This is a genomic window from Vibrio pomeroyi (assembly GCA_041879425.1).
In the GTDB taxonomy this organism is placed as follows: Bacteria; Pseudomonadota; Gammaproteobacteria; order Enterobacterales; family Vibrionaceae; genus Vibrio; species Vibrio pomeroyi_A.
The window spans coordinates 1304704-1331591 of the sequence record CP090854.1; the positions used below are offsets into that span (position 1 = coordinate 1304704).

Below are 26888 nucleotides of genomic sequence, written 5' to 3' on the forward strand. Positions count from 1 at the left end.
TTGTCGTTAGATTGCTAACTCTCTTGCTGAGTCTTGAGGGTCTGGAACCCAAAATAAATTCGCATAAACGTAGTCAGCCAACATGCCGCCCCAAAGGTATAGGCAATAACTGCAAAGTGTTGCGGCCAAATACAAAAGGCAATAAAACAGGCGATGGTCTCTGTGCCTTCGGTTAGACCTGACATGTAGTAAAGCGACTTGTGCTTATAAACGGGGTTCTCGATTCCTCGTTTGCCTGCCATCACCGCAAACGCCAAAAAGCTGCTGCCTGTGCCGATAAAAGAGAAGATCAAAAATGCACCGGCAATAGCGTTGTGCTCAGGGTTGGCAATCACGAAGCCAAAAGGAATCAGCGAATAGAAAAGGAAATCTAGGCTGATATCGAGGAAGCCGCCCGCATCACTGATACCTTGGATTCGAGCCAAAGCGCCATCAAGCCCATCACACACTCTGTTGAATACAATGAAGCCCAACGCCCACTCATATTGTTGAAATGCTAACGCAGGAAACGCTAAACAACCGACTAAAAATCCGAACAGGGTGGTTTGATTTGCAGTGATACCGATTTGATTCAGTACCTTTGCTGATTGATTTAACGGCCACTTGATGACCTTGATAGAGTACTTATCCAGCATGATGACTTCTCCATGGCCAAGACAGTACTTGCGCCCCTTGAGGCACATCTGCGTCGTCGTGCGTCACCATCAGCGTAGGGATGTTGGCTTTTGTCAGTTGTTCAAACACCCAATCGCGAAACTGTGCTCTGAGCTCTTGGTCTAACTTACTGAACGGTTCATCAAGTAAAGCCAGTTTAGGCTTCGCTAACAACATGCGAGTTAAGCTTATTCTCGCCCGTTGGCCGCCGGAGATTTGATCGGGGAACGACTCAGTTAAATGAGTTAATTCAATATCTTTTAACGCCGCCATTGCTTGTTGCTGGCGAGCTGAGCCTTTAACAGAGTTAGGTAATGAGAATGCCAAGTTTTCCCACACTTTTAGATGAGGGAATAGCAAGTCATCTTGAAACAAAATACCGACCTGACGTTGATGTGATGGAAGTTCATCGAGCTGAATATCGTTCAAAACCACGCTGCCAGTGTATGAAAACTCTTCATTCAGGTGCCCAGCAACAGCGTCCAACAAAGTCGATTTTCCGCAGCCGCTCGGCCCCATCAAAGCCAATACTTGGCCAGATTCTAATGTTACGTTTAGCGCTGAAAACAGCGATTCACCATCGTTCTTATGGATGGCGAGGTCGTTGAGGTACAGACTCATTACTTAAGAAACCCTTAAAAGTAAGACGGCGATATCTGAGTTGAAGTCGGCTGACTAATATCGCTAAAGAGAAAAAGAAAAGAGGCAATAAGGCCTGCCAAATGGCATAAATTGCGGTCACTCTACGGTCGAAACCGCTAGTAAGGGCGACAGCTTCAGTGGTGATGGTACTAATACGACCTGCACCTAGCATCAATGTTGGTAAGTATTGAGCCAAACTCACGCTGATCCCGACCGCCCATGCAAAGGCAATGGCAGGTAACAAGATAGGCAGCTTGATGGAGTACCAACTTTGAAATGGCGACTTGCCCAAGCTGAGTGACGCTTTTATCAGGCCATCATTGAAGCTTTTCCAAGGCCCGTCTAAAGACAAGTACACAAATGGAAAGGCGAAGAATACGTGTGCCCAAATCACCCAGAACTCATAAGCGCTGCTGCCGATATAAAGCGTGGTGACTTGCATACCGAACAACACAGAGAGCTGAGGGATCAACATCGGGATCGCGATAATAAAACCGGGCACTTGCCACTTGTATTTAATTCGATATTCGTGAGCAACCAGTGCAAGTATCAAAGCAACCGAAGCGGCAATAAGACCAATCCATAAGCTTTGCCCGACGGTGCTAACAATGCCATCCCACTCAAACTCCCAAAAACGCATGCTATAGCGACTTGGAAGTAAATCAGGAAAGCGCCAACGTTGGGCAACACTCCAAATCACCATCAATGGAATAATGAGCAGTGACGACGCAGCAAGCACAGTAAACACGGTTTTCCCCGGAAGGTTCGCGCCTGTTCTGCCTGAATATTGCCAAGTTCGGAAGTATTTCAGAATTGCCCATTCAACCAAACGTGCTAAGGCGATGATCAACGACGCTAAGCCAAATAGAACAATGGCTCCGGCTGCTGCTCGTGGCAGTAGGTTAAGGTCTGGGTCGTTAAACCATTGCCATACTAGTACTGCAAAGGTCGGCGGATTAGTCGGACCAATGATCAAAGCAATATCGACAACCGATACGCTGTAAGCGAGTACGGCGAGCATTGGGAAACGAAGCTTAGTAAACCATTGTGGGAAAATACACTTCCACCAAATCTGAGAGCGGCTGTAGCCCAGTGAAGCACTCACCTTAGTGATACGTTCGACATCTATTTGTTGAAGTATCGATATGCTCATAAGCAACAAGAAAGGGACTTCTTTGAGTGCCAGCATAATGATGAGACCGAAAGCATATGGATCTTTGACCAACAAAGCCAATTCAGAACTCGTCGCCGATTCACCGAGTAGGTGATGCACGGCTCTCGCTCCAAGGCCTGTTGGGCTAAATAGAAAAGCAAAGCCAATGGCGAAAGCCACATGTGGAATAGCCAGCATTGGCGATAACGTCAGCTCAATCTTTCTCCAAAACTTGTTTCCCCAAGAGGCTTGAAGAATACAAAAAGTAAGAAAGCAGGCGATGTAGCTGCTCGCGATCGCAGAGCTTAGGCTTAAACCGATAGAGTGCCAAGCACCTTCCCATTGGAAGACTTGGCTAAAACCGTTGAGAGAGGGCTCCTCTAAACCCAGGGGCGGGATAAAACTCAGTGACGAGGCCACCACTCCCGCTACCCCAGGAATCGTAGGGATAATGCACACAGCTATAACAACAAAATATAGAGCGCGTAGCATCAAGCTTAGTTACCGTATCGCTTAAGCCACTCTTTCTCGAGCGCGTTTTGCCAGCTTGGGTGTGGTTCATCAACCGACTTAAATTGCTGAGTATTTTTAGCACTTCCAGTCAGGTATTTACTGCTTAACACTGAAGGATCGCCCCAAACATTAAGGTCACCCTTGCGAGATTGCGCTTCTGGGCTCAATAGGAAGTTGATGGTCACTTGAGCGCCTGCCGTTGCATTGGCATTCCAAGGAATCGCAAGGAAGTGAATATTAGATAGAGCACCGCTTTCTAACGCATAAGCCTTGGTAGTTTCCGCTAAACGGCCACTTGCTTGTGCTGAATACACAGAGTTTGGATTGAAGGTTATGGCAAGGTCGAGTTGTCCATCATCCAGAAGCTGGATGCTTTCAGATGTGCCAGCAGGGAATTGTTTGCCGCCACGCCAAGCCACTTTATGGAATTTATCTAAGTAAGCCCAAAGTGGTGCTGTTACTGCTTGGAAGTTGTCTTCCGAAACAGGCTGAGCCAGTGCTGGGTTATTGTTTGTTAGCTCAATCAATAGAGATTTGATGAAGCTGGTGCCGTGAAATTCAGGTGGGCGAGGGTAGCTCAAACGGTTTGGGAAAGCTTGAGCGTAGCTCAACATCTCTGAAAATGATTGTGGCGGATTGTGTAGTGTCTCTTGGTCGTGAATGAACACAAGTTGTCCAACGCCCCAAGGTGCTTCAAGGCCTTCTGTTGGTTCAGAGAAGTCGACATCAATCGGTAAAGACTTATCGACGAACTGCCAGTTTGGAAGCGATTCTGTGAACGGGCCAAACAACAAAGCGTTGTCTTTCATCGAACGGAAGTTTTCGCCATTAATCCAAACGATATCAACACTGCCTTCACTGTTCTTACCTGCCGCTTTTTCTGCGAGTAAGCGAGTCGTGGTTTCTGCAATATCAGTTACTTTTACATGCTTTAAGGTAACACCATAGTCACTCTGTAACTTCTTGCCTGCCCATTGTAGGTAATGATTGATCTCTTGGCTTCCGCCCCAAGCGTGAAAGTAGACAGTTTCTCCCTCTGCCTGCTGTTCAATTTGGTTCCAGCTATCGGTTGATGTTGCTTCATCAGCATAAATGGTTGCGCTGTATGCAACGGTTGCCATGATTCCTAACGTACTTACTATCTTGTTCATAAACTTTTCCATTTGGTAGTGAACGGGCAAGAGCATTGTATTTTCGAACTCCCTAGGGCGTGTTGACCTTTCGTGGCTAACGAAAGATCAACATGGCTTAATAGTTATTCTATCTGTTTCTGAAATAATTTCTAATTCAATAGTAAATTCAATCAATTACTAGGGGCTTTTGCCATCCTACCAACAGACCGTTAAAGCGGTGAATTAATTGCACCTAAATGAGGTTTTTTTGATATTTATTGGAGGTTGGTACGAAAAGAAGGCGAGAAGTAGCGTTTTTAATGATTAGGTTTTGAGCAGGCAATAAAAAAGGAGCCGTGAAGGCTCCTAAATCAATATCTGATGTCGATGACGGATTAGTTTACCCAGTCACGAATTGTGTACGTTAGTGTGTGTACATCGTTTTTCAGTACTAGTGTATCGTTAGTTAGCGTTACGTCGCTCCACTCGCTTAGAGTAGCTGAAACCGATTGTTCGATTTCCATCGCTGAGCCCTGACACATTTTCATTGTCATGCCCATTTGTTTGATACGGAATTGACCGTCTTTTAGTTCGCCCTGACCAAAGAAGTTGTTACAACCAGCCATGCCGTTTGCAGTCATCTTTTCGCCGATCTCTAGACGAGGTGTTGCTTGATGTTCGCTTTTCTCAATGTCCTTGCCATCAATTTGCGCAAGTTCCCAATTATGGTGCTGTAGATCGGTTGGTGTTACTTGCATAGCGTTATCACCTGTTGTTGTGCATGCTGCTAGCATCATAGGTAAAGCGGCTACTGCTAGTAATTTTTTTGAACTAAACTTCATATTATAAGGCTCCAAAGGAAAGAACGAAGTTACTGAATAAGTGTAACTTGATGGGTTCAAAGTATAGTTTACAAAACACTATATGTGTCAGTATAAGGTCATAGTTTAGTATGGATTTCATGAGCTAGGCGACAAATTAATCGCTTATTTTTGAATTAGTAAGCTTGATTTGGATGTGTAAGGAGATGTGGTGGAGCAGTTAGAGTTTTTCCAAGTTCCAAGCCCTTGCGTTGGGGTGTGCTCAAGCGATGAAAAAGGCTATTGCAATGGCTGTATGCGCAAAAGAGAAGAGCGTTTTAATTGGATGTCGATGGCGCCCGCTGAACAATTGCACGTGATAAAACTGTGTCGTCAGCGCTATAGACGAAAAATAATGAAGCAAAACAGCTTGGTTGGTCAGCCGGTAGACGAAGAGGGAAACACAAGTCCCCAGAGAGATCTTTTCGGCTAAAGAGGAAGTATTAAGATTTTATTTAACTCCGAAGTAACTATTACTTTACATAATGGTTGGGGTGTAATATTAAGATAGGTACCTTTGTACCAGAAGGAGTGGTGTCGGTATGAATAAAAAGGACGTAAGAATCAAAAAAAAGCCAGTCAAAGCACTGGATAGGAAACCGATTGGGGCGAAAGATGACCCTGAAGAGAGCGCGCGTGATTGGCATTCGATGTCAGAAGAAGAACGAATGGAAATCCTTTCTCACCTTTCAGACATGCCTTTTCAATAACATCACTGGTTCATCAGAGTCTTTTCAACAGCAGCACTTTCTTAAACAAACATATGATTCGCTTTCGTTACACCTCGATGGTATGTACAAAATGTATCATCGGCTTCGGTGGTCTTACTATGAATCTTAATGTTTGTGATGACTTCAACAGCCCCTGCGTCGTAACAAGCTTGTTCGGCCTTTTTGACGATATCGAGTAATTGGTTGAGTTCACCTTTCATCGTGGTTTCCATTGCGCCGACTTGGAATGGAACATCGGCCGCTTTTACCACTTCAATGGCTTTATCAACAACTTCGAAATTGTTGCCTTCTTTAACGCGAGGGATCACTTGGAAGGCAACCATCACTTCTTTTTCTCTTTTTAACTCAGACACTTTCTGCTTACTCAATGAAAGGAAATTGTTGCAGATGATAGGTTAATGCGGAGATAAATTCTACAGCGGTTAAGCTGGCGGCTTATTAGCTTATTAGCTTATTAGCTTATTAGCTTATTAGCTTATTAGCTTATTAGCTTATTAGCGTATTTTACTACTTGCTACCCCAGTGGTCGCTAACCCAACCACCTATGTGCTCATCAAAGTGGCTGCCACTGAATCTCTGGTTACGTTCAACCGAAGTATCGCAGTCATCTTTGTTATCTATAAGGGTTTGTATGTAGTTTGCCATTGGGTCATTGCAACGTTGACGATCTCGGCGGGTTGCCACTTCCTTAATCAGTTGTAATCGATATGTAGAGCTAGCACGTTTCATTTCAATGACCTCCTGTTTTAGACACTAATAGAAAAATCTAGTTGCTAGATATAGGGGCGTCAACGTGATTTAAGAGTATTTTTTTTGAGCAACCAAGAATCAATACGTTGGCATCATAATTCACAAAAGTGTCATTTAAGTTGGCATGTCTAGAGCAGTTTTTAGGTGTGATTTTATGTTTTGTTGCATATAAAAAAGCCCAGTAAAAACTGAGCTAGTGATTCTATTTCTGGTTGCTTAGAGCTGTTTCTGGTTACTTTGAGCTGTTTGGTTTGCTCTTAAATTGTTTGATGCTCTTCTTCTTTGCTGTTCGTCGGTTGGCCATTTTGTCTTTTGGCGGACGCTTACGAGCTGTTGATTCTGATGCCGGTTTATCAGTTACAGGAAAACCTTCCAATGATTGTAACGGAAGTGGCTTATTGGTCAGAGTTCGAATCGCATTGAGGTACTCGTTTTCACTGTGGCTAACTAGCGAGATAGCACAGCCTGCGCTTCCTGCTCTCGCCGTTCTTCCTACGCGATGTACATAAGTTGCTGAGTGAGAAGGCAATTCAAAGTTGATCACAACAGGCAGCTGATCAATATGGATGCCACGAGCCATCACATCGGTTGCGATTAGCACGCGAGTTTCGCCATTTTTGAAACTCTCTAATGCCTGCGCGCGCTCGTCTTGGCTCTTGTTGCCATGTAACGCACTCACGCTGATCTTAGCTTTGTTCAATCGCTTGGTTAATGCGTCTGCATTGTCTTTCGCACCAATAAAAACCAACACCTGTGGCCATTGGTTTTGATTAAGTAGGGCAATCAGAGCTTGAGCCTTGCTGCCCTTGTTCACGAGATACAGTGTTTCTTCAATGGTTTCGACAACGCTGTTTTCTTGGTGAGTCGTGATCTTCTCTGGGTTTGATAAAAGCGTTTCAGCCTGATTAACCAATTCTGGAGGAAGTGTTGCTGAGAATAGCAGTGACTGGCGCTTCGCAGGCAGAGCTTCGGTGATCGCTTGAATGTCAGGCCAAAAGCCCATGTCGATTAATCGGTCTGCTTCATCAAGAACCAATGACACACATTGAGTTAACTCCAATTCGCCACTCTTGATAACAGCCAGCAAGCGCCCCGGTGTTGCGATAGCAAGCTGTGGCTTCGTTAATAATTGCTGCTGTTGGTCATCTGCATTTATACCACCCGTTAACGTAATCGTACTGATATTAAGAGCCGTTGCGATCGGCTCTAAAGACTCAGCGACTTGAGACGCAAGTTCACGTGTTGGAACGATAACCAGCGCTTGCAGTTCATTTACATCATGGTTGATGTTGTTCAGCAAAGGTAAGCCAAACGCCAATGTTTTCCCGCTACCCGTTTGAGCCAAGGCCAGCACGTCTTTCCCTGCAATAATCGTAGGAATTACCGCTTGTTGTATCTCTGTCGGTTTATCGAATTGAGATGGTATAGCTGCAGCGGTTTTTGCGTTAAGGGTTAGGTTATCAAATGACATAAATGAACCAAGTATCAAAAGGGAGGTGGAGTCTAACAGGGCTGCAAATGTTAGAAAATCAGTTTTGTAACGTTAGACCATAAACGCTCTTATTATATTCGCTAATTTCGTTTGTTAGCCATACGAGTTAATTAAACGTTGAGCATATTGTAATGGCATTGAATGGACGTACAATGACCGCCTCAAAAATGATACGTAAAAAGAGATAGAAATGAGTTGGGATAGTATCTGGCTGTTCATTGTCATTGTGTTTTTTATTGCCATTATTCCTGGCCCTAACGCATTGTTAGTATTAAGCACTGCATTGACTCAAAGGAAGCTGTTCGCGTTTGTGAATGTGTTAGGTGTGTCTTGTGGTTTCTTTTTTCATGCTTTTATCTCAGCCAACGGTATAAGCCTGTTGCTGTCAAAAACACCAATGGCGTTTGAAGGATTGAAGTGGGCTGGGGTTTTGTATCTCATCTGGCTTGGTTACAACCATTTTCGATCGGCATTACGTGCGCAAGAGGGTGTGCTTTCTGTAGTGAGTGCATCTGGGAGTAAGCTATATCATCAGTTCTTAAAGGGGCTATTGACCAATCTACTTAACCCTAAAATTGTGCTGTTTTACCTCTCGATATTCCCTCAGTTCGTTACCACAGACGCGATTGTGTCAGACAGCCTAATGCTTGGTGGGATTCAAGCGATAGTGGTGTCGATGTGGTTCTTGGTCGTTATCTTAATGGCGGATACGTTTAAGCGTTTGTTGGTTCAAAAGCGTACCTCGCAAATGATGAACATGGTTTGTGGTGTGTTGTTTGTGGGTTTCAGCATTCAGCTGGCTTTGTTTCAGCTCTAGGTTTAAAGCTTGATAGAAGCGTTAACAGATACGACTCATATCTCACTTTTCACTGAATTTTAGGGAATCCTTGTCTCTCTGCATAAATGCCTAAAGCATTAGGTTATAAAGTCGATATAATAATCAGATATCAATTTGGTGAATATATTAATTTGAAGCCAAATTGATGATTAAGAAGGGCCATTGCTGATGATAACTGAAGCAAATGGTCAGCTCGCTTTAAAGAATAACAGAGACAGGGAGTCACTAATGCGTGAAGAGTCATTCACCCAGAAACGCAAATATTACCGCTTAAAGTACCCTCAAAAGGCACGCCCGGTGATGCGAATTAAGGATGAGCTTTTTCATGTGAGTGAAGTGTCTGAAAAGGGCGTCCGCCTGATGATGCGTAACATCATTCCTGTTTATCGCGGCTTTTCAATGGCAGGCACTTTAAGGTTGCATGATAACAACAGTATCAATATTAGCGGTGCTGTATTGCGACAAGAAGGGGATGAAGTGATCGTTCAGTTATCACAAGGTCCAAGCTTTAAAGATATGGTGTCAGAACAACGCCACATTAGGCAAAGATACCCAGTATTTTTTGCAAGCCTGAGAGTGGCATAGAAAGCTATTAAGTTAGATACCTTAAAGTTCGATTCTCTCATCAAAGCCGATATTAAAAAGCCCAGCACTCTCACAAGTGCTGGGCTTTGTTATATATGTAAGCAAACTAGCTATATGGACAAACTAAGGCGTTTAGTCTGTCTATAGTTCGTCTACTGTTGCCCAAACTGCGGCTAGCATGTCGTGACCAAATGCAACGCTGCGCTCTGGAGACCAACCGTACAGTTCGTCAGCGTGGCTGATGTGATCTTTAAATGGCATCTCGACTGTGTAAGCTAAACACTTGAACTGCTCACCAATCCAGTTTGTACCAACCGTCATATTCGCTTTGCCCGGTTCGTCTTTATCGTAACCAAACTCATCTTGGAACTCTGGCGTGATCGTCAGTAGTGCTTGCTTGAAGTGGTTCTCTAGTTTAGCGATACGCTCGTTGTATGAAGGCGTGCCTTCGCTACCTGCTACAAAGTTATATGGAATCGCTTCGTCACCGTGAATGTCTAGACAAAGGTCAACGCCCGTTTCTAGCATGCGCTCACGAACAAGGAATACTTCTGGGCTACGTTCCATAGAAGGTGATTGCCATTCACGGTTCAGGTTAACGCCAATCGCGTTAGTACGTAGGTGACCGCGGATGCTGCCATCTGGGTTCATGTTAGGAACCACGCGGAAAACAACGCTGTCTAGCAGAGAACGACCAACTGTGTCCGTTTCATCAAGCAGACGTTGAAGAAGGCCTTCGATCAACCATTCAGCCATAGTCTCGCCAGGGTGTTGGCGACCAATAACCCAAATGTTTTTCTTCTCTTCACTTGGCTCACCAATGGTTAGCAAAGTGATGTCATTGTTATCTAGCGTGTGGCCCAGAGTTTCAAGCTTACAAGCTGGGTGCGTTTGCGCGCTGTGTAGAAGATCTTGGTGACGATCGTATGAGTACGGTGCGAAGTACGCGAAGTACATTGAATCGTGCTCAGGAATGATGTCGAAGCTCAGTGTGTCACCATCGAACTGAGATGGAATACGGAACCACTCTTCGCGGTCGTACGATGCAACCACATCGTAATCTTTCCAGCCTTCAGGGTATGCAGACGTTGCCAGTTGACCGATTTCAAAGTGGTGTGCTTGTTGAGCATCGCTTTCTAAACGGAAGTGGAACCACTGAGAGATTTCAGTCTGGTTGTCTGCTGGGATAGTCAGTTGAATGTTTTGTGGTGAATCTGCTGAAACGACGTGAATATTGCCGCTTTCGAAATTGCTGAAAATTTTCATTGTAGTTTTTATCTCGTAGTTGAGTTGCCGTAAGACTAGCACACTTTTTTTCGAGCAAACCACTAACTAAATCGTAATGAGATGTTATTTCAACTATCTACTTTTTCGTTGTCTATTTTTGAACAACCCACTTTCCAACTATCGACGCTGGCAAGTGGTACACCCACGACAGGCAGAACGTGTGTGGCGATCTAACTTGCTACGCTGCACCTTGCAATAAGCGTTTTTTAGCGCTCTTCGTCCAGAAAACCAATCATCAGGTTTCGCAAGAATCAGATAACCATTAAATCGTTTAACGAGTTCGATTCTGTTTTGCTCGATGAACTTGCTATCAAACCCAATTTCAAAGTAATCAAGCGCTTGTTCGATGGAGGTGAAACTCGCTATTTTTTGCTGGAATTCTGTCTGGTTCATGGAGTGAAGAGTTTATGAAAAGAGTTAACCGACATTGTATGAGATTTACAATTTACTTCTTTGATTTGGGAGCGAGTTTAGCGTCTTTATTGTTGGATTAATCAGTTATTGGAACTTAATGTGAGTCTTGTATTTGTTGGGTGATTAGGTTGGTGGGGCGCTAATTTTTCAAAGTAACATCAAGCTCTCAGAAAGGTTCATTTTTTGTTCCTCAGGTTGCGATTGATGATCCAAATCAAACGGAACTACCCCTAAAGTACTATTCTGATCGCAATTGTAACCAATTGTTGAAGATGATTAAAAATTATGACAATAAAAAAACGTTATATCGCACTAATAGCGGCGGTTGGTATAGGCATTGGCTGGTTAACCTTAGGGGGAACTGCAGCTGTTATGCACTATACATCGAGCACTGAGTTTTGTGTTTCTTGCCACACGATGGAAGCACCCCACAAAGAGTATCAAGGTTCAGTTCACTTCAGTAACGCAAAAGGCATTCGAGCTGAATGTGCCGATTGCCACATCCCAACGGATCCGATTGACTATGTGATCACCAAAGTAAGAGCGTCTAAAGACATCTACCACGAATTCATCTCAGGTAAGATCGACACGCCTGAAAAATATGAAGCACACCGTGAAGAGATGGCTGAAACAGTATGGGCTCAATTCCGTGAAAATGATTCAGCGACGTGTCGCTCTTGTCACGATTTCGATGCAATGGAAGAGTTTGAGCAATCTCGTGATGCGGTGAAAATGCACGCTTACGGGAAAGAGAACAACCAAACGTGTATCGACTGTCATAAAGGCGTCGCTCACTTTGCCCCTGAAGCTCAACTAGACAGCAAAGCCTTCGATACCTTGATTGCATTTACTAAAACTACCGCATCTGATGCAAAAGTGGTTTACCCAGTTACTGATATCGCGATGGGTGAATTTGGTAACCTAAACCCGACAGCAAAACTAGAAGTGATTAAAGCGGAAGGCGACAACCGTACTGTGACTTTGAATGCATTCCAAATGAAAGGCGCAGAGCAAGTGCTTTACTTCGGTGAAGGTCAGCGTGCAATCGTTGCGACACTAACAGACAAAGGTCAAGAAGCACTAACTACTGGTGAATACGAAGCCGATGCTTATGGTAACGAGTGGCGTTCTGTTGCGTTAACGGGTGACATTACTGCGCCAGTTGTCGATAGCCTAGACCCAATCTGGTCTTACGCAGAAGAGTTAGACAACGTCTACTGTTCGACTTGTCACGCAAAAATTCCTGGTGAGCACTTCACTGTTAACGCTTGGGGACCAGTAGCTAAAGGTATGGGAGCTCGTACAGATATCTCAGAACAAAACCTTGAACTTCTGACTAAGTACTTCCAAAACCACGCGAAAGACGTTGTTGGCCACTAATAGTAAGGAATAAAAAATGACAGATATTACACGTCGCGGATTTTTAAAAGGCACAGGTATCACTGCTGGTGCGATGGCGTTTACGTCGTTCTCTCCAATGTCAGTCGCTTCGTCAAACACGCGTGGTAAAGGTGTTCTAACGGCTGGTCGCATGGGACCAATGCTGTGTGAAGTGAAAGATGGCAAGTTAGTGTCGACAACGAATGCGGTACCTCAAACCGTTTTCAACAGCCTTCAAACAACAGGTCCAGATCAAGTACACACCAAAGCGCGTATTAAATACCCTATGGTGCGCAAGAGCTACTTAGAGAACCCGTTAGCACCTAAAGCAGAGCGCGGTAGCGATGAGTTTGTTCGCGTATCTTGGGAAGAAGCGTACAAACTAATACACGAACAGCACATGCGTATTCGTGCAAATAACACCCCAGATGCAATTTTTGCAGGTTCATATGGCTGGCGTTCTAGTGGTGTGCTTCATAAGGCACAGACTTTACTTCAGCGTTACATGGGGATGGCTGGTGGTTACTCCGGTCACATGGGTGATTACTCAACAGGTGCTGCTCAGGTCATCATGCCGCACGTGGTGGGCTCGATTGAAGTATATGAGCAACAAACAACGCACCCAATGGTGCTAGAACACAGTGATGTAGTTGTGCTTTGGGGCCTAAACCCAATGAACACTTTGAAGATCGCTTGGAGTTCTACAGACTGCTCAGGCTTAGAGTTCTTCCATCAGTTGAAGAAGTCGGGCAAAACGGTTATCGCTATCGACCCAATGCGTTCTGAAACTATCGAGTTCTTTGGCGACAACGCTGAGTGGATTGCTCCACATCCAATGACTGATGTTGCGATGTTGATGGGTATTGCTCATACATTAGTAATCAAAGGTAAACACGACCGAACGTTCATTGACAAATACACGACAGGCTATGATGTTTTCGAAGATTACCTGATGGGTAAAGAAGACGGCGTAGTGAAAGACGCACAGTGGGCGTCAAGCGTGTGTGGTGTGCCAGCTAAACAGCTTGAATTACTGGCTGATATTTTCAGCAGCAACCGCACAATGTTGATGGCAGGTTGGGGTATTCAGCGTCAACAGTTTGGTGAGCAACGCCACTGGATGTTAGTGACTCTTGCTGCAATGCTTGGTCAGATTGGTTTGCCAGGTGGTGGTTTCGGCTTCTCTTACCACTATTCTAATGGCGGTAACCCATCTCGCGATGCTGGTGTATTGCCTGCAATGTCTGCATCTTTAGGTGCTGTAGCAGGTAGTGATGAACGAGGTTGGTCAGCGACGGGTAAGGTGATTAATTCATTCCCTGTTGCTCGTATTGTAGAAGCCCTAGAAAATCCGGGCAAAGCGTACAAGCATAATGGCCATGATCGTGTGTTCCCAGATATCAAAATGATCTGGTGGGCGGGCGGTGGTAATTTTACTCACCATCAAGACACGAACCGCTTAATCAAAGCGTGGCAGAAACCGGAATTGGTTGTTATTTCTGAAATCTACTGGACCGCAGCTGCGAAGCATGCAGATATTGTTTTGCCTATTACAACATCGTTTGAACGTAATGACCTGACGATGACTGGCGACTACAGTAACCAGCACCTAGTCCCAATGAAGAAAGCGGTTGAGCCACAAGGTGAAGCGCGTAATGACTTCGATGTATTTGCAGACATGGCAGAGCTGTTGGCTCCAGGTGGTCATGAAGTATACACCGAAGGCAAAACAGAAATGGAATGGTTGTACCAATTCTACAAAGCTGCTCAACAAGGTGGCCGCGCTGCACGCGTTGCTATGCCTAACTTCAGCAAGTTTTGGGAAGACAATCAACTGATCGAAATGAAGTGGAACGAGAAGAACGCACAGTTTGTTCGTTACGCTGACTTCCGAGAGAATCCAATCATGAACCCACTAGGCACACCAAGTGGTAAGATTGAAATATTCTCGAAAACGATTGAAGGTTACCAACTAGACGATTGTCCAGCGCACCCTACTTGGTTAGAGCCGACAGAGTACACAGGTAATGCTAAAGATGGCGAACTGCAATTGATGACAGCGCACGCGGCGCACCGTCTACATAGTCAGTTCAACTACGCGAAGATTCGTGAAGAGTATGCGATCGCAGACCGCGAGCCGATTTCAATTCACCCTGAAGACGCAAAAGCGCGTGGCATTGAAACGGGTGATTTGGTTCGTGCACACAATGGTCGCGGCCAAGTATTGGTTGGTGCACTAGTGACAGATGGCATCAAACAAGGCTCTGTATGTATCCATGAAGGTGGTTGGCCAGATTTAGATAAAGATACAGGCCTATGTAAAAACGGCGGCTGTAACGTACTTACGTTGGATATTCCAACCTCTCGTTTGGCAAATGGTTGTGCAGCGAACTCTGCGCTTGTGAAAATTGAAAAATACACAGGCCCAGTATTAGAACTGACGGCATTTGATCCACCTAAAAATGGCTAATCTTTAACGAGAAATAGCTAATTGAACGAAGCCAGCCTAACCGCTGGCTTTTTTTATGATCTTTTTTGCGATGTAGAGACTATTACTGTGTGTCGAGTAGACAACTGATAATAATCAACGACATCAAAGCAAGAGAGAAGCCCATGAATCAGATAAACCCAAAGAAGTTATTTCGTAGCAAATGGACAGCCGTTAGCTCTGTGAAGAAAGAAAAGCACTTCATGGTCACAGAAGTCGAATTCGATGAAGGGGAGGTTGTGCGCTGTATGATAGAGGCGGTCATGACCAAACGAGAAGAAGACATCAATTGGCGAGAGCTTACAGATAATCAAAATTGGCTTCCAGGCTGGAAGTAAAGCTGGAAACCTTTTGATTCAAAGCCGTTGATGATGGCGAACAGGTATTTATCGGATATTTGACGCGCGCCTTTGCCAGTACTTGAGCCCCTCTAACACACCCGCAGCGTGTGTTGCGGTGCTGGTGTACACATTGTCTCTGTCGGACAGGTGAGCCACTTCTGGGTAATGGTTAGCGACTAATATCGAATTTACACCCTCTATCGTTAGCATGGATGTGTCGTTCGCAGAATCTCCCGCAACACACACCTCTTCTACGCTCAAATCATGTTGCTTGAGCAGGTGATGAATCGCAGTAGCCTTATCGACGCCCTTTGGTGTGATGTCTAAATACCAGTCGTGGGAGTAGGTGAGGTGTACATCCAACCCGTGCGACTCCAAGCTTGATTCGATCAACTCATGTTGAGGTTCAGACAGCTTCCCTTCAAAAGTAATCTTGTAATCACCTTGATGATTTTCAAAGCGTTCACCCATAAAGTCGAGTGGTGCGAGTGCTGTCTCGACCTTGGATTTGTTCCACGACGCTTCTAATCGGTTGTGCCAAACATGATCGGGCTTTTGGGAATGATCGTGATGAATTCTAGTGCCAACATCGCTGATAATGCTGTGTGGTTTCGGGTAGTTATCAGACGCCAATCCAACTCGAATTGACGGCAGAGTTCTTCCTGTCGCAATGATAAAACGGATATCAGGTTGCTCGGTAAGGTAGTCAAATAACTGATTAACGCCATGAGAAGATCCTCCATCCAGCGTCCCGTCAAAGTCACACACCAGCATTTTTATCATTCGAATTCCTTGTCTTTTTCTCTCATTCATCGCGGGGAAATGTCTATTTCTTTTATAAAGAATGGCTCAGCAGTGAGCACTCTACAAGTTGTCTTGTGGCTTAGATAATCGATATTGAACAGTTTGCAGCAAGTATCACAGTTGGTGTGATGTTTTGAAATTCTGGGTTGAAAAACTCGATTTTGTCTCGTTGGTTTTAGCAGATTTCCCTTTAGTTTTTAGACTATGAAGAGTGGGGGATGTGATCCTTACAATAGGCTGAGTGCTTGCATCTAAAACGTCATTAAATCTTAATAAATAGTTTGTATTCGAATTATTTGTGCACGAACTATTTGGTGCTATTCTTGGTCTGTTTAGCGTATTAATTGATAAAATGTAAAATAAATATTCAATAATCTATCAGTAAGTAATACATAATATTGCAAGCGCCCTTGTTGTTTTAATGTCTTTTATTTTCAGTGTTTTGGGTGTTTTTTGCTTTATTTTTAATCATTATTTTTTCTAGGGGTTTGGTAGCTTTGTGGGTGATTTACAGTGCGAGACCCCTTGATCTACACTGATTAATTACTTAGAGTGCTAATCGTTTTTTGAGTTTAAATAAGTCATTTTTAAGTTTAAAGAACCGTTTTTAAGTTTAAATAACAGTATTTGAGCTTGAATAACTATAAGTTTAGATAACTAAGAAAGGATTAGATTACATGGATCCCATACTGGAAGTTAAGGGACTGTACAAGGTGTTTGGTGAAGACACCGACCGTGCTTTTACGATGATTAATCAAGGTGCGGACAAAGACAAAGTTTTCGAAGAAACAGGTCTAACGATCGGCGTTAACGATGTTTCTCTTAGTATTCAAGAAGGCGAGATTTTCGTAATAATGGGACTGTCAGGATCTGGCAAATCAACCCTAGTACGCCTTCTTAACAGCTTGATTGAACCTACCAAAGGTAATGTGCTTCTACGAGGAAAAGACATTGCCCACATCTCAGAAGATGAACTCCGCGAAGTCCGCCGCAACAACATCTCCATGGTTTTCCAAAATTTCGCATTGATGCCCCACATGACTGTGATCGAAAACGCAGCGTTTGGTCTTGAGCTTGCGGGTGTCGATGTTGATAAACGAAAAGAGTCAGCACTGGCTGCGTTAGAGCGAGTCGGCCTTGGCGCGTATTCGGAGTCTTACCCAGATGAACTGTCTGGTGGTATGAAGCAGCGTGTTGGTTTGGCTCGCGCTTTAGCATGTGACCCAGACATTCTGTTAATGGACGAAGCGTTCTCTGCTCTCGACCCACTGATTCGTACTGAAATGCAAGACGAATTAATCCGACTTCAAAATGACGATAAGCGTACGATTGTTTTCATCTCGCATGATTTGGATGAAGCGATGCGTATCGGTGACCGAATTGCGATTATGCAAAATGGTGAAGTGGTTCAAGTGGGTACTCCTGATGAAATCTTGAATAGCCCTGCGAACGACTACGTTGAAGCCTTCTTCCGTGGTGTGAATGTCGCAAGTGTTCTTACGGTGAAAGACATCGCACGTAAGAAACCGGCTGCGGTATTTAAGAAATCTGAGCACGATGGCCCAGCCTCGGCTCTACAAATCTTGATGGATAACGATCGTGAATACGGCATCGTTGTTGAGAAGAGCAGTCACTACTCAGGCATTGTTTCTATCGATTCCCTTCGTAAAGCCCACAAAGAGAACAAATCGTTGGTTAGCGCTCAGCTAAGTGATGGCTTAACTCTGAATCCAGATTTACCAATCAATGATGTGCTTGGCCTTGTTGGCGGTGTGCCTTATTCCGTTCCTGTTGTGGATGAGCAAGGTAATTACTTTGGCGTTGTGACTAAGTCACGATTGCTACAAACATTAGATAAGGGATAGATCATGTCGTCGGAACAAACAAATAATGACCCATGGTCGCAAGCAGCTCCCTCTACTCAGCCAGCAAGTGATCCTTGGGGCCAAACAACGGAAACTGCACCATCTGCGGATTGGTTAAGCAGTGAAACCGTTGAGGTGACGCCTTTTGACCCACTGAACCCTTTTGCTGAAGCTGTACTACCAGTCGATACTTGGGTTGAGTCTGGTCTGAATTGGTTGGTTGAACACGGACGCCCACTGTTTCAGGCGATACGTGTGCCTATCGATTTCATCCTAAGTTCATTTGAAACAGCACTGGTTTCCACGCCAGCACCATTCATGCTGATCATCTTGTTTTTAGTCGCATGGCAGTTTTCAAACCTGAAGCTTGGTGTTGCTACCGCAGTATCCTTGACGTTCATTGGTTTGATTGGCGCTTGGTCTGAAGCCATGACCACGCTTTCGTTGGTGATGACATCGGTCTTCTTCTGCCTGTTGATTGGTTTACCCATGGGGATATGGCTCGCCCGCAGTAACACGGCGGCTAAATTCGTTCGTCCAATTCTGGATGCCATGCAAACTACGCCAGCCTTCGTTTATCTCGTACCCATCGTAATGTTGTTTGGTATCGGTAACGTACCGGGTGTTGTTGTAACCATCATATTCGCACTGCCGCCAGTGGTACGTTTAACCATCTTAGGTATTCAGCAAGTGCCGGAAGAGTTGATCGAAGCCGGTCACTCATTTGGCGCAAGCAAAAAACAGATGCTTTATCGAATTCAATTGCCACTAGCATTGCCAACCATCATGGCGGGCGTAAACCAAACACTGATGTTGTCGCTATCTATGGTGGTTATCGCATCAATGATTGCGGTAGGTGGTCTAGGTCAAATGGTACTGAGAGGTATCGGCCGCTTAGATATGGGGCTGGCTGCCGTCGGTGGTCTAGGCATCGTTATTCTCGCCATCTTGTTGGATCGCATTACCCAAGTATTGGGTGTGAATGCAGGCAATACAAAATTACGCTGGTACCGCATGGGACCTGTTTCCCTTGTACTTAATGCTTTAAATCGCGGTAACAAATCAGAACTTCAATTAAGGAAAAACACCAATGAATAATTCATGGAAGAGCAAACTTGCAGTGAGCATCGTTTCTACACTGGCAGTATCAACGAACGTGTGGGCAGCAAGCCTACCGGGTGAAGGTGTATCTGTTCAGCCTGTTCAATCGTCTGTAGCAGAAGAAACATTCCAAACGTTGATTGTTAACCGTGCTCTAGAAGAACTTGGCTACGATGTGAAATCGACGCAAGAAGTGGACTACAACGTAGGCTACACCTCAATTGCAAAAGGTGACGCGACATTCCTAACGGTAGGTTGGTTCCCGCTTCATGCAGACAAATACACAATGGCGGGTGGCGATGACAAATTCTACCGTGAAGGCCAATATGTAAGTGGTGCAGCGCAAGGTTACCTGATTGATAAGAAAACGGCAGAAAAGTACAACATCACTAACATTGGTCAGTTAACTGATCCAAAAATTGCGAAACTGTTTGATGCAGATGGTGACGGTAAAGCAGACCTAACAGGCTGTAACCCAGGTTGGGGGTGTGAGATGGTAATTGAACATCAACTGTCAGCATTCAAACTGGACGATACAGTAACTCACAACCAAGGTAACTATGCGGCTATCATCGCAGATACGATTTCACGTTACCAAAAGGGTGAATCAATCCTTTACTATACGTGGACACCGTACTGGGTAAGTGGTGTATTGGTTCCTAACGAAGACGTAGTGTGGCTAGAAGTGCCATTCTCTTCACTTCCTGGCGAGCGTTCGGATGTCGATACTACTTTATCTAACGGTAAAAACTACGGCTTCCAAATGAACTCGATGCGTATCATCGCGAACAAAGAGTTTGCGAAGAACAACCCATCAGCGGCTAAGCTTTTCGAAATCATCAAACTTAACATCAACGATGTAAGTGCTCAGAACATGATGATGAGTAAAGGTAAGAACAGCTCGGCTGATATTGAAGCGCACGTAAACGGTTGGATTAAAGCGAACCAAAATACGTTTGATGCTTGGATTGCAGAAGCGAAGAAAGCAGCACTATAGATTGGTACTTGTTCTGCTCGATTATCACCTCAACTGGAAACCATGAGCGTGTTTAGTGATTGTGTAGAGTCACTGAATTACTTTCAAATGAAGTGAAAAGACGGCAAGAATGATGATTAAAAAAGCCAGCAGTCCTATTTGGATTGCTGGCTTTTTATTTTCTGTTTTTATGCTTTATGCTGCAGTTCTAGCTTCTAGCTTCTAGCTTCTAGCTTCTAGCTTCTAGCGTTCGCCTTGAACTTCGAAGTCATCGCTTACTAGGCGAGCACAGCCATCCGCTTCTAATGCCCAGTGTTCACGGTGCACAACACCAAACGCTTTGTTCATTGTCCAGCTAGCGGTAAGAATGTAGCCACCCTCTGGATGCTCTTCCCACTTAATATCTGTGTAATCAACGTCTTTGAAGCCTTGGTCAATGATGTTTTGCCAAAATGCTTGAATCGCTTCACGGCCTTCAAAAGTGCCGAATGGGCGAGCTTCCATCACACAAGCCTCAGTGTATTGGTCTGCACAACCTTTTGCATCTTGGCTGTTGAATGCTTTTTGCCATGCGTTAATGCCTTGCTTACATGCTTCTAATACTTGGTTGTTTAACATTGTTTTCTCTCCATAGCAGTCTTCTTTCAAACACTGTTTCTTTGATTAGGTATTTTGATAAGTTGGATTCAGTTTAGTCTTGAAAATTAAATTGAAAAACAGAGATAATAGAAAATACTGTATGTAAAAAGAGAACAATAAAATGAGTAAGCTAAAGCAGATGTCGATTTTCGCTCATATCGTAGAGCAGGGTTCAGTATCGGCTGCGGCTGAAAAACTAGAGTTGTCTAAATCTGTCGTCAGTCAGCACCTCAAAATTCTGGAACAAGAGCTAGGCGCTTCACTCCTCAAGCGTACAACACGAAGGCAAACCCTAACCAGCATGGGCGAGCGATTCTATCTAAGTTGTAAAGACATTAACGTGATCGCCGAATCGGCGTGGGATATGGCGAAAGCCGAACTGGAAGAGCCACAAGGTCGGATTCGAATCACGGCTCCCAATGCATTGATGGATTTGTTGGTTGCGCCTGTTATTGCAGACTTAATGAAGCTGTACCCGAAACTAAGGCCGGAACTGATCAGTGATGATCAACATTTGGACTTCATGGAGCACGATATTGATCTCGCGGTAAGAGTGGGCAGCTCGCGTGACAGTAACCTTAAGCAGAAACGGTTAGGTGAGTTTAAAGACGTGTTGTGTGGCGTAGAAAGCCTGCGAGAGCGTGAACTTGAATCGCTTCCTTATATTGCTAACTCATGGCAAGGAAAACAGGTGACTCATCACTTTAGTTCTCAAGATGAACAAGACTTTGTCTACCAACAACAAGCTAGCTGTACTACTAATTCATTCCATAGTTGTCTTGCCTTAATCAAATCAGGTGTTGGCATTGGTGTGATCCCAGACTTCTACTTTTCCCAGTTATCGAATGAAGTTGTCGACATCATGCCTAGCTTTCAATTACCAACCAACACCGTTTATGCGTTGAACCCATTCACTTCCAACATGCCTATCTCCATCCAACTTTGTGTTCAAGCATTAGAAGAGAAGCTTAAACAGGAGTTCATCAAAAGCTGATCGTGTGACGTTATCGTGCTGTGTGAGAGCAACAAAAGGGGCTAACAACAAAGCGTAAAAACTTCGAGTTATATAGACGCCTTATTAGATGATGTGTTTGGTATAAGAATGGTACATGTCACATAGTTATTTATTTGTAATATAATAATTCATGATCGTGATATTTGTTCAACTTGTCGTACAAATATTGTCCTATAGTGGTTTCCGTTACTTCGGTAACACCCTACAAACTATGGAATAAACAATATACGTGAAATATATCATGGAGACTTGTATGATTTTTAACCCTTGCAACTTTAAGTTTTGCAAACCACTGTCGTGCTCAATTCTTTTGGCGATGGCTTCTTGTGGAGTATCGGCTGAAACATTGAATATTCAATCAGCATCAGACTGGGGTGGAGCTCATAACTCTTACCCGGCATCAAATGCGATTGATGGCAGCACAGACTGGTCATCGCGTTGGGCGGCTCAAAATGCCCCTGTTAATCTAGTGCTCGATCTAGGATCAGTACAAAATGTTCAGGACGTCGCGATAGCTTGGGGTAAAGGAGAAGAACAAACTTATAAGTTCGAGATCAGAGCATTAGCAGATGAAAGCTCAAGTAACTGGGACAAGGTTTACTATGGATACAGCAGTGGCAGCACATCAGGTTTTGAAAGCTATGATGTAACAGATGTTCAAGCTCGCTGGATTCGTATCAAAGTATTTGAAAACAGCGCTCAAAGTGTTTGGACAAACATTACTGAAGTCGAAATCAGTGGTAATGATAGCCCTGACTACGGTCTTGATCCAAATCTACCGCCATCAGGCAACTTCGACTTACTCGATTGGTATGTCAGCATCCCTGTTGATGAAGGAGATGGTTACGCAACTTCTATTAAAGAGAACGCGCTAGATGCTGGTTATGAAGATCAGTTTTTCTATACAGGCAGTGATGGTGGCTTGGTGTTCTATACACCTGTTGAAGGCGTGACCACATCGAGTGGAACTAAGTATGTGCGTACTGAACTGCGAGAAATGCTGCGTCGTGGTGACACTTCTTACTCTACCTCTGGTAAAGATAACAACTGGGCATTCTCGTCTATTCCATCGAGTGAACAGGCTGACTTTGGTGGTATCGACGGTACGTTGAATGCAACGCTGGCCATCAACCATGTGACGACTACGACCTCAAATACAGAGCAAGTTGGTCGAATCGTGATCGGTCAGATCCACGCTGAGAAAAACGAGCCGATTCGCCTGTACTATCATAAATTGCCAGGTAACGACAAAGGTGCGATCTACTTTGCTCATGAAACCTCTAAATCGACTGGAGGTGATGAAACTTGGCATAACTTGTTAGGTAACATGGTGACTTCTGACGGTGACTTGAATAACATCAGTAACCCAAGTGATGGCATTGCGTTAGATGAAACCTTTTCGTACTCCATTGTTGTCGAAGGCGATAAGTTGATCACGACGATTAGCCAGAATGGTTCAGAGCTAGCGGCAAAAGAAGTGAATATGAGTAACAGCGGTTATGACGATGCTGATAACTACATGTACTTTAAAGCAGGTATCTACTTACAAGATAACTCAAGTGCCGACAGTGATTATGCGCAAGTGACTTTCTACCAGTTAGATAACAATCACAACTAGGCTTTGTTTAGCCAATAACGAAACTTGTGAATACTTAACGTGGAGGTGGCCATTCGGTCATCTCCTTTTTATCTTTCCACCTCTCATTTCTAATATACAGCGTTCCTTTCATTGTGCGCATATTGGCAAAAAATCCAACCCTTACTTATATTTACCTAGAGTGTCTAGTTGCTTATTAACACCAAAGGGGGACGTCTTTGCCTGAACGCTTTATTAAGTCATGTCACGAATGCGGACTGGTTAGTCAGTTTGACGAGTTGTCTGCGGGCAGCGAAGCGTCTTGTCCAAGATGTTCTCATACCTTGTCGAGTGTCGGGCATCACAAAGAGCAGGGTGTAATGGCTTATGCGGTCGCCAGTCTTATTACGTTGATAATGAGCCTCACTTTTCCTTACATGTCGTTCAGTGTTCAAGGAATTAGCCAACAAATTACCTTGTATCAAGCTGTCGACATGATGAATCGAATGGATAACAGCCTGATTGCAATCTTACTTTTTTTAGCCGTCATTCTTTTACCTGCGTACTTTTTAGTTTTGTCTCTCTGGTTTTATCTGCTTGTTGACCGAAATAAACACGTTCATTACGCATCCAATCGCTTTACGTTTTTGGCTTTGAAGTCATTAAGTTGGGCCAAGCCATGGTTGATGGTCGATGTGTTTTTAATTGGTGTGCTGGTGAGCTTGATTAAGATCGCGTCTTTGGCGGATGTCTCCATGGGCCTGTCGTTCTGGGCGTTTTGCATTTACGCCATGCTGGTGGTGAAGACGATATCTTTGGTGGACTTTGATTGGTTATGGGATCGCTTAGTACCAATGAAAACCTCGCAAGATCAAATGGTAGGAAGCATCTTTCAGAATAAGCAGCATTTAGCCTGTCACATTTGCGGACAAGTACACAACTACAGTGAGAGCACTCATCACTGCTCGCGTTGTCACACGCACTTACATCGCTTTGAACCAATCAAAAACCTGCAGATAGCGTGGGCGCTGTTGTTTACTTCGGTGGTGTTTTATATCCCCGCTAACTTGTACCCGATGATGTATACCTCGGCTTTTGGAAGTAGCGAGGGTTCAACCATCATGGAAGGGGTCATCTTACTTTGGAATATGGGTTCATACCCTGTGGCACTTATCATTCTTATTGCGAGTGTTTTTATCCCAATGGCGAAGATGGTCGCTCTAGCTTATTTGTACTGGAATGCCAGAAGGGTGCATGGGCTCACCGAGCAAAGGGCGAATCGTTACTTAAAGCTGTACCGCGTGACTGAATTTATTGGCCGTTGGTCGATGATAGATATTTTCGTGGTCGCCATCTTAGTGGCATTGGTTCAATTAGATGGCGTGATGGCTATTTATCCGGGCCCTGCAGCTCTCTCGTTTGCGTCGGTCGTCATCTTTACGATGTTGTCAGCGATGATTTTCGACTCCCGAATTATATGGAAGTAATCTCCCCAAAGAGGTGTGGGACATATGGAAAAGCAAAATACTTCAGATGCAAAAGTATCGAAAAAAAGCGAGCTGTCGCCAGTCTGGATAGTACCGATTATTGCGGTGTTGGTCGGGTGTTGGATGTTATTTCAATATTTCAACAATCGTGGGCCAGAGATAACCCTTATCTTGCCAGATGCCTCGGGTATAGAAGCCGGGAAAACGGCAATTAAGTCTAAGAATGTCCATGTGGGAACCATTACTGATGTCGCTTTGAGCGAAGACTATGAATACATCATAGCGAAAGCTCAGATAGACAAGAAAGCATCTCGTATGATTAATGCCGACACTCAATTTTGGGTAGTTGAGCCACATGTTGGTACCGATGGCATCAGTGGCCTAGAGACTATTCTTTCGGGCTCTTATATTGAATTAAAGCCCGGTAAGTCGAGTGAGTCTCAGTTGAAGTTTGATGTGCTCGACACGCCACCCGTTGCGGGGCCAGATACAAAAGGCATTCGTGTAGTGGTGTCACATCATAAGGCGAATCAACTCAATGTCGGTGAGCCCGTTTTGCACCATGGTTTTGTTGTAGGACGTGTGGAAAAAACGAGTTTCGATTACCAAAAGAAAGAGGGCAAATACCAACTGTTTATCTTCGCGCCTTATGACGGGCTGATCTTTGAAAAGACTCAGTTCTGGCTATCTTCTGGCATCGATGTGAGATTTGGCGCGAATGGTTTAGACGTCAATTTCGCATCGATTGAAAGCATATTGACAGGTGGTGTGAGCTTTGATGTTGCAGAGAGCATTAAGCCGGGTGCACAAATCAAAGAAAACCTGCATGAGTATACGCTTTATGACAACTACGATGCGGTATTACAGGGCAAATACACTACTTCGATTGATTACGTATTGTTGTTTGAAGAGTCGGTTCGCGGTTTAAGGAAAGGCGCACCTGTAGAGTATCGTGGTGTACGCATTGGTACGGTTGATACAGTGCCACTGCAGATTCGTATGGACAAAGATGGCAAGGTATCGAATCGTATTCCAATCCTAATCAAGCTTGAAATTGAGCGAGTATCTGAAGTCTTTAGAGCCGTGAATGCCAAAACCTTTGCAGAGCGGGTCAAACTTCAGATGGGAGAGGGGTTAAGAGCGACATTGAAAACAGGTAACTTGCTCACGGGCGCACTGTTTGTCGATATTAATTTCTATGAAGACGAAGATCCTTACGAACCACGAGAGTTTGATGGATATCCGGTATTCCCCGTGGTGGCTGGTGGATTAACTGAGATACAAAAGCAGATCACTGATTTTCTAACCAAGATTAATGAACTTCCTTTAGATGCAACCGTTGCTAATTTAAATAGCTCGCTCTCTTCTTTAGACACTACTTTGAAGAGCATGGATGAATTACTGGATAGTGAAGGTGCAAAAGCGTTACCTCAAGATCTGAGTGAAACCATGAAGCAACTTGAGGCGACCTTGGAAAGCTACGACGATGATTCCGACGCCTACAAGCAATTGATCAGTGCATCTGAAGAGTTAGAACATGTACTTAAAGAACTTCGCCCATTAATTAAAGTGTTAAATGACAAACCGAATGCACTGGTATTTGGAAGCGATATTGAAGAAGACCCGATTCCAGTTAAGGGAGTGGAATAATGAGAAAGCTATTTATATCACTGGTTATGTCGGTCGGGCTTTTGGGATGTGCGGCTCCATCAGATGGCACTAACGCCTATCTCTTGCCGAAAAGTACACTGGATAAACCCATCTTTAAGGTAAAAACTCGGGTAGAGTTACCGGATTACTTGGACACGATTGGCATCGCTTATCGCAAGTCTGAAAATGAACTAGTCTCTGCTCGCAAACATGTATGGGCGGAAAATCTAGAGGGGCTACTTGAAGAAAGGGTCAACGGTTCTAATTCTACGGGCGCTGCAGATAAAGAGCTGACGATTACCTTTGAGCAGTTCAATGGCTCTTATACTGGCAATGCAGAAGTGAAAGGAACTTGGGTGCTAAGCGAACAAGATGAAGAGCTTGCACGTGCTGATTTCGATTCAAAGGTACCGTTGAAAGAAGCAGGTTATGAAGCACTTGTTGAGGCGTTAGGTGAAGGGCTGGATGAGGTCTTGTCTGATATCCAGTCGCAATTGCCTTGAGGTTATTTTTAAGGCTGTTTTCTATTTGGTAA

General features: G+C 44.3%; 27 protein-coding genes. 15 read left to right on the forward strand and 12 right to left on the reverse strand.

What is annotated here, in order from left to right:
* Positions 1 to 14: 14 nt before the first annotated feature.
* The 5 genes from L0992_05910 to L0992_05930 all read right to left on the reverse strand — a co-directional run bounded on the left by L0992_05910 (position 15) and on the right by L0992_05930 (position 4916).
* A complete protein-coding gene (locus tag L0992_05910; protein XGB68224.1) occupies positions 15 to 635 on the reverse strand; it encodes a CDP-alcohol phosphatidyltransferase family protein in 621 nt (206 codons plus the stop codon).
* Entirely contained in the window at positions 625 to 1275 is a 651-nt protein-coding gene (locus L0992_05915; protein XGB68225.1) for an ATP-binding cassette domain-containing protein, read from the reverse strand. Before L0992_05915 ends, L0992_05910 begins: the two co-directional genes overlap by 11 nt.
* On the reverse strand, positions 1241 to 2941 hold the full coding sequence (locus L0992_05920) for a thiamine ABC transporter permease (protein XGB68226.1): 1701 nt from the start codon (positions 2939 to 2941) through the stop codon (positions 1241 to 1243). The genes L0992_05915 and L0992_05920 overlap by 35 nt, the downstream gene beginning before the upstream one ends.
* A 5-nt stretch (positions 2942 to 2946) precedes the next feature.
* Entirely contained in the window at positions 2947 to 4113 is a 1167-nt protein-coding gene (locus tag L0992_05925; GenBank protein XGB68227.1) for an ABC transporter substrate-binding protein, read from the reverse strand.
* A 356-nt stretch (positions 4114 to 4469) separates the two neighbouring features.
* A complete protein-coding gene (locus L0992_05930) occupies positions 4470 to 4916 on the reverse strand; it encodes an META domain-containing protein (GenBank protein XGB68228.1) in 447 nt (148 codons plus the stop codon).
* Positions 4917 to 5106: 190 nt separating this feature from the next.
* Between L0992_05930 and L0992_05935 the strand changes: the two genes are divergently transcribed.
* Both L0992_05935 and L0992_05940 read left to right on the forward strand, forming a co-directional pair.
* Complete coding sequence (locus L0992_05935; protein ID XGB68229.1) at positions 5107 to 5367, forward strand: DUF1289 domain-containing protein; 261 nt, start codon at positions 5107 to 5109, stop codon at positions 5365 to 5367.
* A 109-nt stretch (positions 5368 to 5476) separates the two neighbouring features.
* Positions 5477 to 5644 carry a hypothetical protein gene (locus tag L0992_05940; protein ID XGB68230.1) on the forward strand — a complete coding sequence of 56 codons (168 nt, stop codon included), beginning with the start codon at positions 5477 to 5479 and terminating at the stop codon, positions 5642 to 5644.
* A gap of 41 nt (positions 5645 to 5685) precedes the next feature.
* Here the strand turns inward: L0992_05940 and L0992_05945 are convergent, their stop codons facing one another.
* The 3 genes from L0992_05945 to L0992_05955 form a co-directional block, all read right to left on the reverse strand.
* The gene (locus L0992_05945) at positions 5686 to 5988 is read right to left on the reverse strand and encodes a thiamine-binding protein (GenBank protein ID XGB68690.1); all 303 of its coding nucleotides are present in this window, start codon (positions 5986 to 5988) and stop codon (positions 5686 to 5688) included.
* A 184-nt stretch (positions 5989 to 6172) separates the two neighbouring features.
* Entirely contained in the window at positions 6173 to 6394 is a 222-nt protein-coding gene (locus L0992_05950) for a hypothetical protein (protein ID XGB68231.1), read from the reverse strand.
* A 253-nt stretch (positions 6395 to 6647) separates the two neighbouring features.
* The gene (locus tag L0992_05955; GenBank protein XGB68232.1) at positions 6648 to 7886 is read right to left on the reverse strand and encodes a DEAD/DEAH box helicase; all 1239 of its coding nucleotides are present in this window, start codon (positions 7884 to 7886) and stop codon (positions 6648 to 6650) included.
* Positions 7887 to 8097: 211 nt separating this feature from the next.
* On the opposite strand from L0992_05955, the gene L0992_05960 reads away from it, so the two are divergent.
* Positions 8098 to 8724, forward strand: a complete 627-nt coding sequence (locus tag L0992_05960; GenBank protein XGB68233.1) for a LysE family translocator — start codon at positions 8098 to 8100, stop codon at positions 8722 to 8724.
* Positions 8725 to 8973: 249 nt separating this feature from the next.
* Entirely contained in the window at positions 8974 to 9330 is a 357-nt protein-coding gene (locus tag L0992_05965; protein ID XGB68234.1) for a PilZ domain-containing protein, read from the forward strand.
* Between the two features lie 141 nt (positions 9331 to 9471).
* Here the strand turns inward: L0992_05965 and L0992_05970 are convergent, their stop codons facing one another.
* Positions 9472 to 10596, reverse strand: a complete 1125-nt coding sequence (locus L0992_05970; protein XGB68235.1) for a M14-type cytosolic carboxypeptidase — start codon at positions 10594 to 10596, stop codon at positions 9472 to 9474.
* A 138-nt stretch (positions 10597 to 10734) separates the two neighbouring features.
* The gene (locus L0992_05975) at positions 10735 to 11010 is read right to left on the reverse strand and encodes a nitrogenase-stabilizing/protective protein NifW (protein XGB68236.1); all 276 of its coding nucleotides are present in this window, start codon (positions 11008 to 11010) and stop codon (positions 10735 to 10737) included.
* A 306-nt stretch (positions 11011 to 11316) separates the two neighbouring features.
* Here L0992_05975 and L0992_05980 point away from each other — a divergent pair, with 306 nt between their 5' ends.
* The 3 genes from L0992_05980 (at position 11317) to L0992_05990 (ending at position 15237) form a co-directional block, all read left to right on the forward strand.
* Positions 11317 to 12411 (forward strand): NapC/NirT family cytochrome c, encoded by a 1095-nt coding sequence (locus L0992_05980; GenBank protein ID XGB68237.1) that lies wholly within the window; start codon positions 11317 to 11319, stop codon positions 12409 to 12411.
* A 16-nt stretch (positions 12412 to 12427) separates the two neighbouring features.
* Positions 12428 to 14881: a molybdopterin guanine dinucleotide-containing S/N-oxide reductase gene (locus L0992_05985; protein XGB68238.1), complete on the forward strand. Its 2454-nt coding sequence runs from the start codon at positions 12428 to 12430 to the stop codon at positions 14879 to 14881.
* 143 nt (positions 14882 to 15024) lie between these two features.
* The gene (locus L0992_05990; protein ID XGB68239.1) at positions 15025 to 15237 is read left to right on the forward strand and encodes a TIGR02450 family Trp-rich protein; all 213 of its coding nucleotides are present in this window, start codon (positions 15025 to 15027) and stop codon (positions 15235 to 15237) included.
* A gap of 48 nt (positions 15238 to 15285) precedes the next feature.
* Here the strand turns inward: L0992_05990 and L0992_05995 are convergent, their stop codons facing one another.
* Positions 15286 to 16023: an HAD family hydrolase gene (locus L0992_05995; GenBank protein XGB68240.1), complete on the reverse strand. Its 738-nt coding sequence runs from the start codon at positions 16021 to 16023 to the stop codon at positions 15286 to 15288.
* 698 nt (positions 16024 to 16721) lie between these two features.
* Between L0992_05995 and proV the strand changes: the two genes are divergently transcribed.
* Genes proV through proX form a run of 3 tightly spaced genes read left to right on the forward strand, consistent with a single transcriptional unit; the run spans position 16722 to position 20007 of the window.
* Entirely contained in the window at positions 16722 to 17909 is a 1188-nt protein-coding gene (proV, locus tag L0992_06000; protein ID XGB68241.1) for a glycine betaine/L-proline ABC transporter ATP-binding protein ProV, read from the forward strand.
* 3 nt (positions 17910 to 17912) lie between these two features.
* A complete protein-coding gene (gene proW, locus L0992_06005; protein ID XGB68242.1) occupies positions 17913 to 19007 on the forward strand; it encodes a glycine betaine/L-proline ABC transporter permease ProW in 1095 nt (364 codons plus the stop codon).
* Positions 19000 to 20007, forward strand: coding sequence for a glycine betaine/L-proline ABC transporter substrate-binding protein ProX (gene proX / locus L0992_06010; GenBank protein ID XGB68243.1), 1008 nt, complete (start codon positions 19000 to 19002; stop codon positions 20005 to 20007). Before proW ends, proX begins: the two co-directional genes overlap by 8 nt.
* 222 nt (positions 20008 to 20229) lie before the next feature.
* On the opposite strand, the gene L0992_06015 is transcribed toward proX, so the two are convergent.
* Positions 20230 to 20604 carry a nuclear transport factor 2 family protein gene (locus L0992_06015; GenBank protein XGB68244.1) on the reverse strand — a complete coding sequence of 125 codons (375 nt, stop codon included), beginning with the start codon at positions 20602 to 20604 and terminating at the stop codon, positions 20230 to 20232.
* Positions 20605 to 20746: 142 nt separating this feature from the next.
* Between L0992_06015 and L0992_06020 the strand changes: the two genes are divergently transcribed.
* From L0992_06020 to L0992_06040, 5 genes are all read left to right on the forward strand, one after another.
* A complete protein-coding gene (locus L0992_06020; protein ID XGB68245.1) occupies positions 20747 to 21619 on the forward strand; it encodes a LysR family transcriptional regulator in 873 nt (290 codons plus the stop codon).
* A 274-nt stretch (positions 21620 to 21893) separates the two neighbouring features.
* Positions 21894 to 23258 (forward strand): polysaccharide lyase family 7 protein, encoded by a 1365-nt coding sequence (locus tag L0992_06025; protein ID XGB68246.1) that lies wholly within the window; start codon positions 21894 to 21896, stop codon positions 23256 to 23258.
* 197 nt (positions 23259 to 23455) lie between these two features.
* Positions 23456 to 24703: a paraquat-inducible protein A gene (locus tag L0992_06030; protein XGB68247.1), complete on the forward strand. Its 1248-nt coding sequence runs from the start codon at positions 23456 to 23458 to the stop codon at positions 24701 to 24703.
* Positions 24704 to 24727: 24 nt separating this feature from the next.
* A complete protein-coding gene (gene pqiB, locus L0992_06035) occupies positions 24728 to 26353 on the forward strand; it encodes an intermembrane transport protein PqiB (protein XGB68248.1) in 1626 nt (541 codons plus the stop codon).
* Entirely contained in the window at positions 26353 to 26856 is a 504-nt protein-coding gene (locus L0992_06040; GenBank protein ID XGB68249.1) for an ABC-type transport auxiliary lipoprotein family protein, read from the forward strand. Before pqiB ends, L0992_06040 begins: the two co-directional genes overlap by 1 nt.
* Positions 26857 to 26888: the final 32 nt, after the last annotated feature.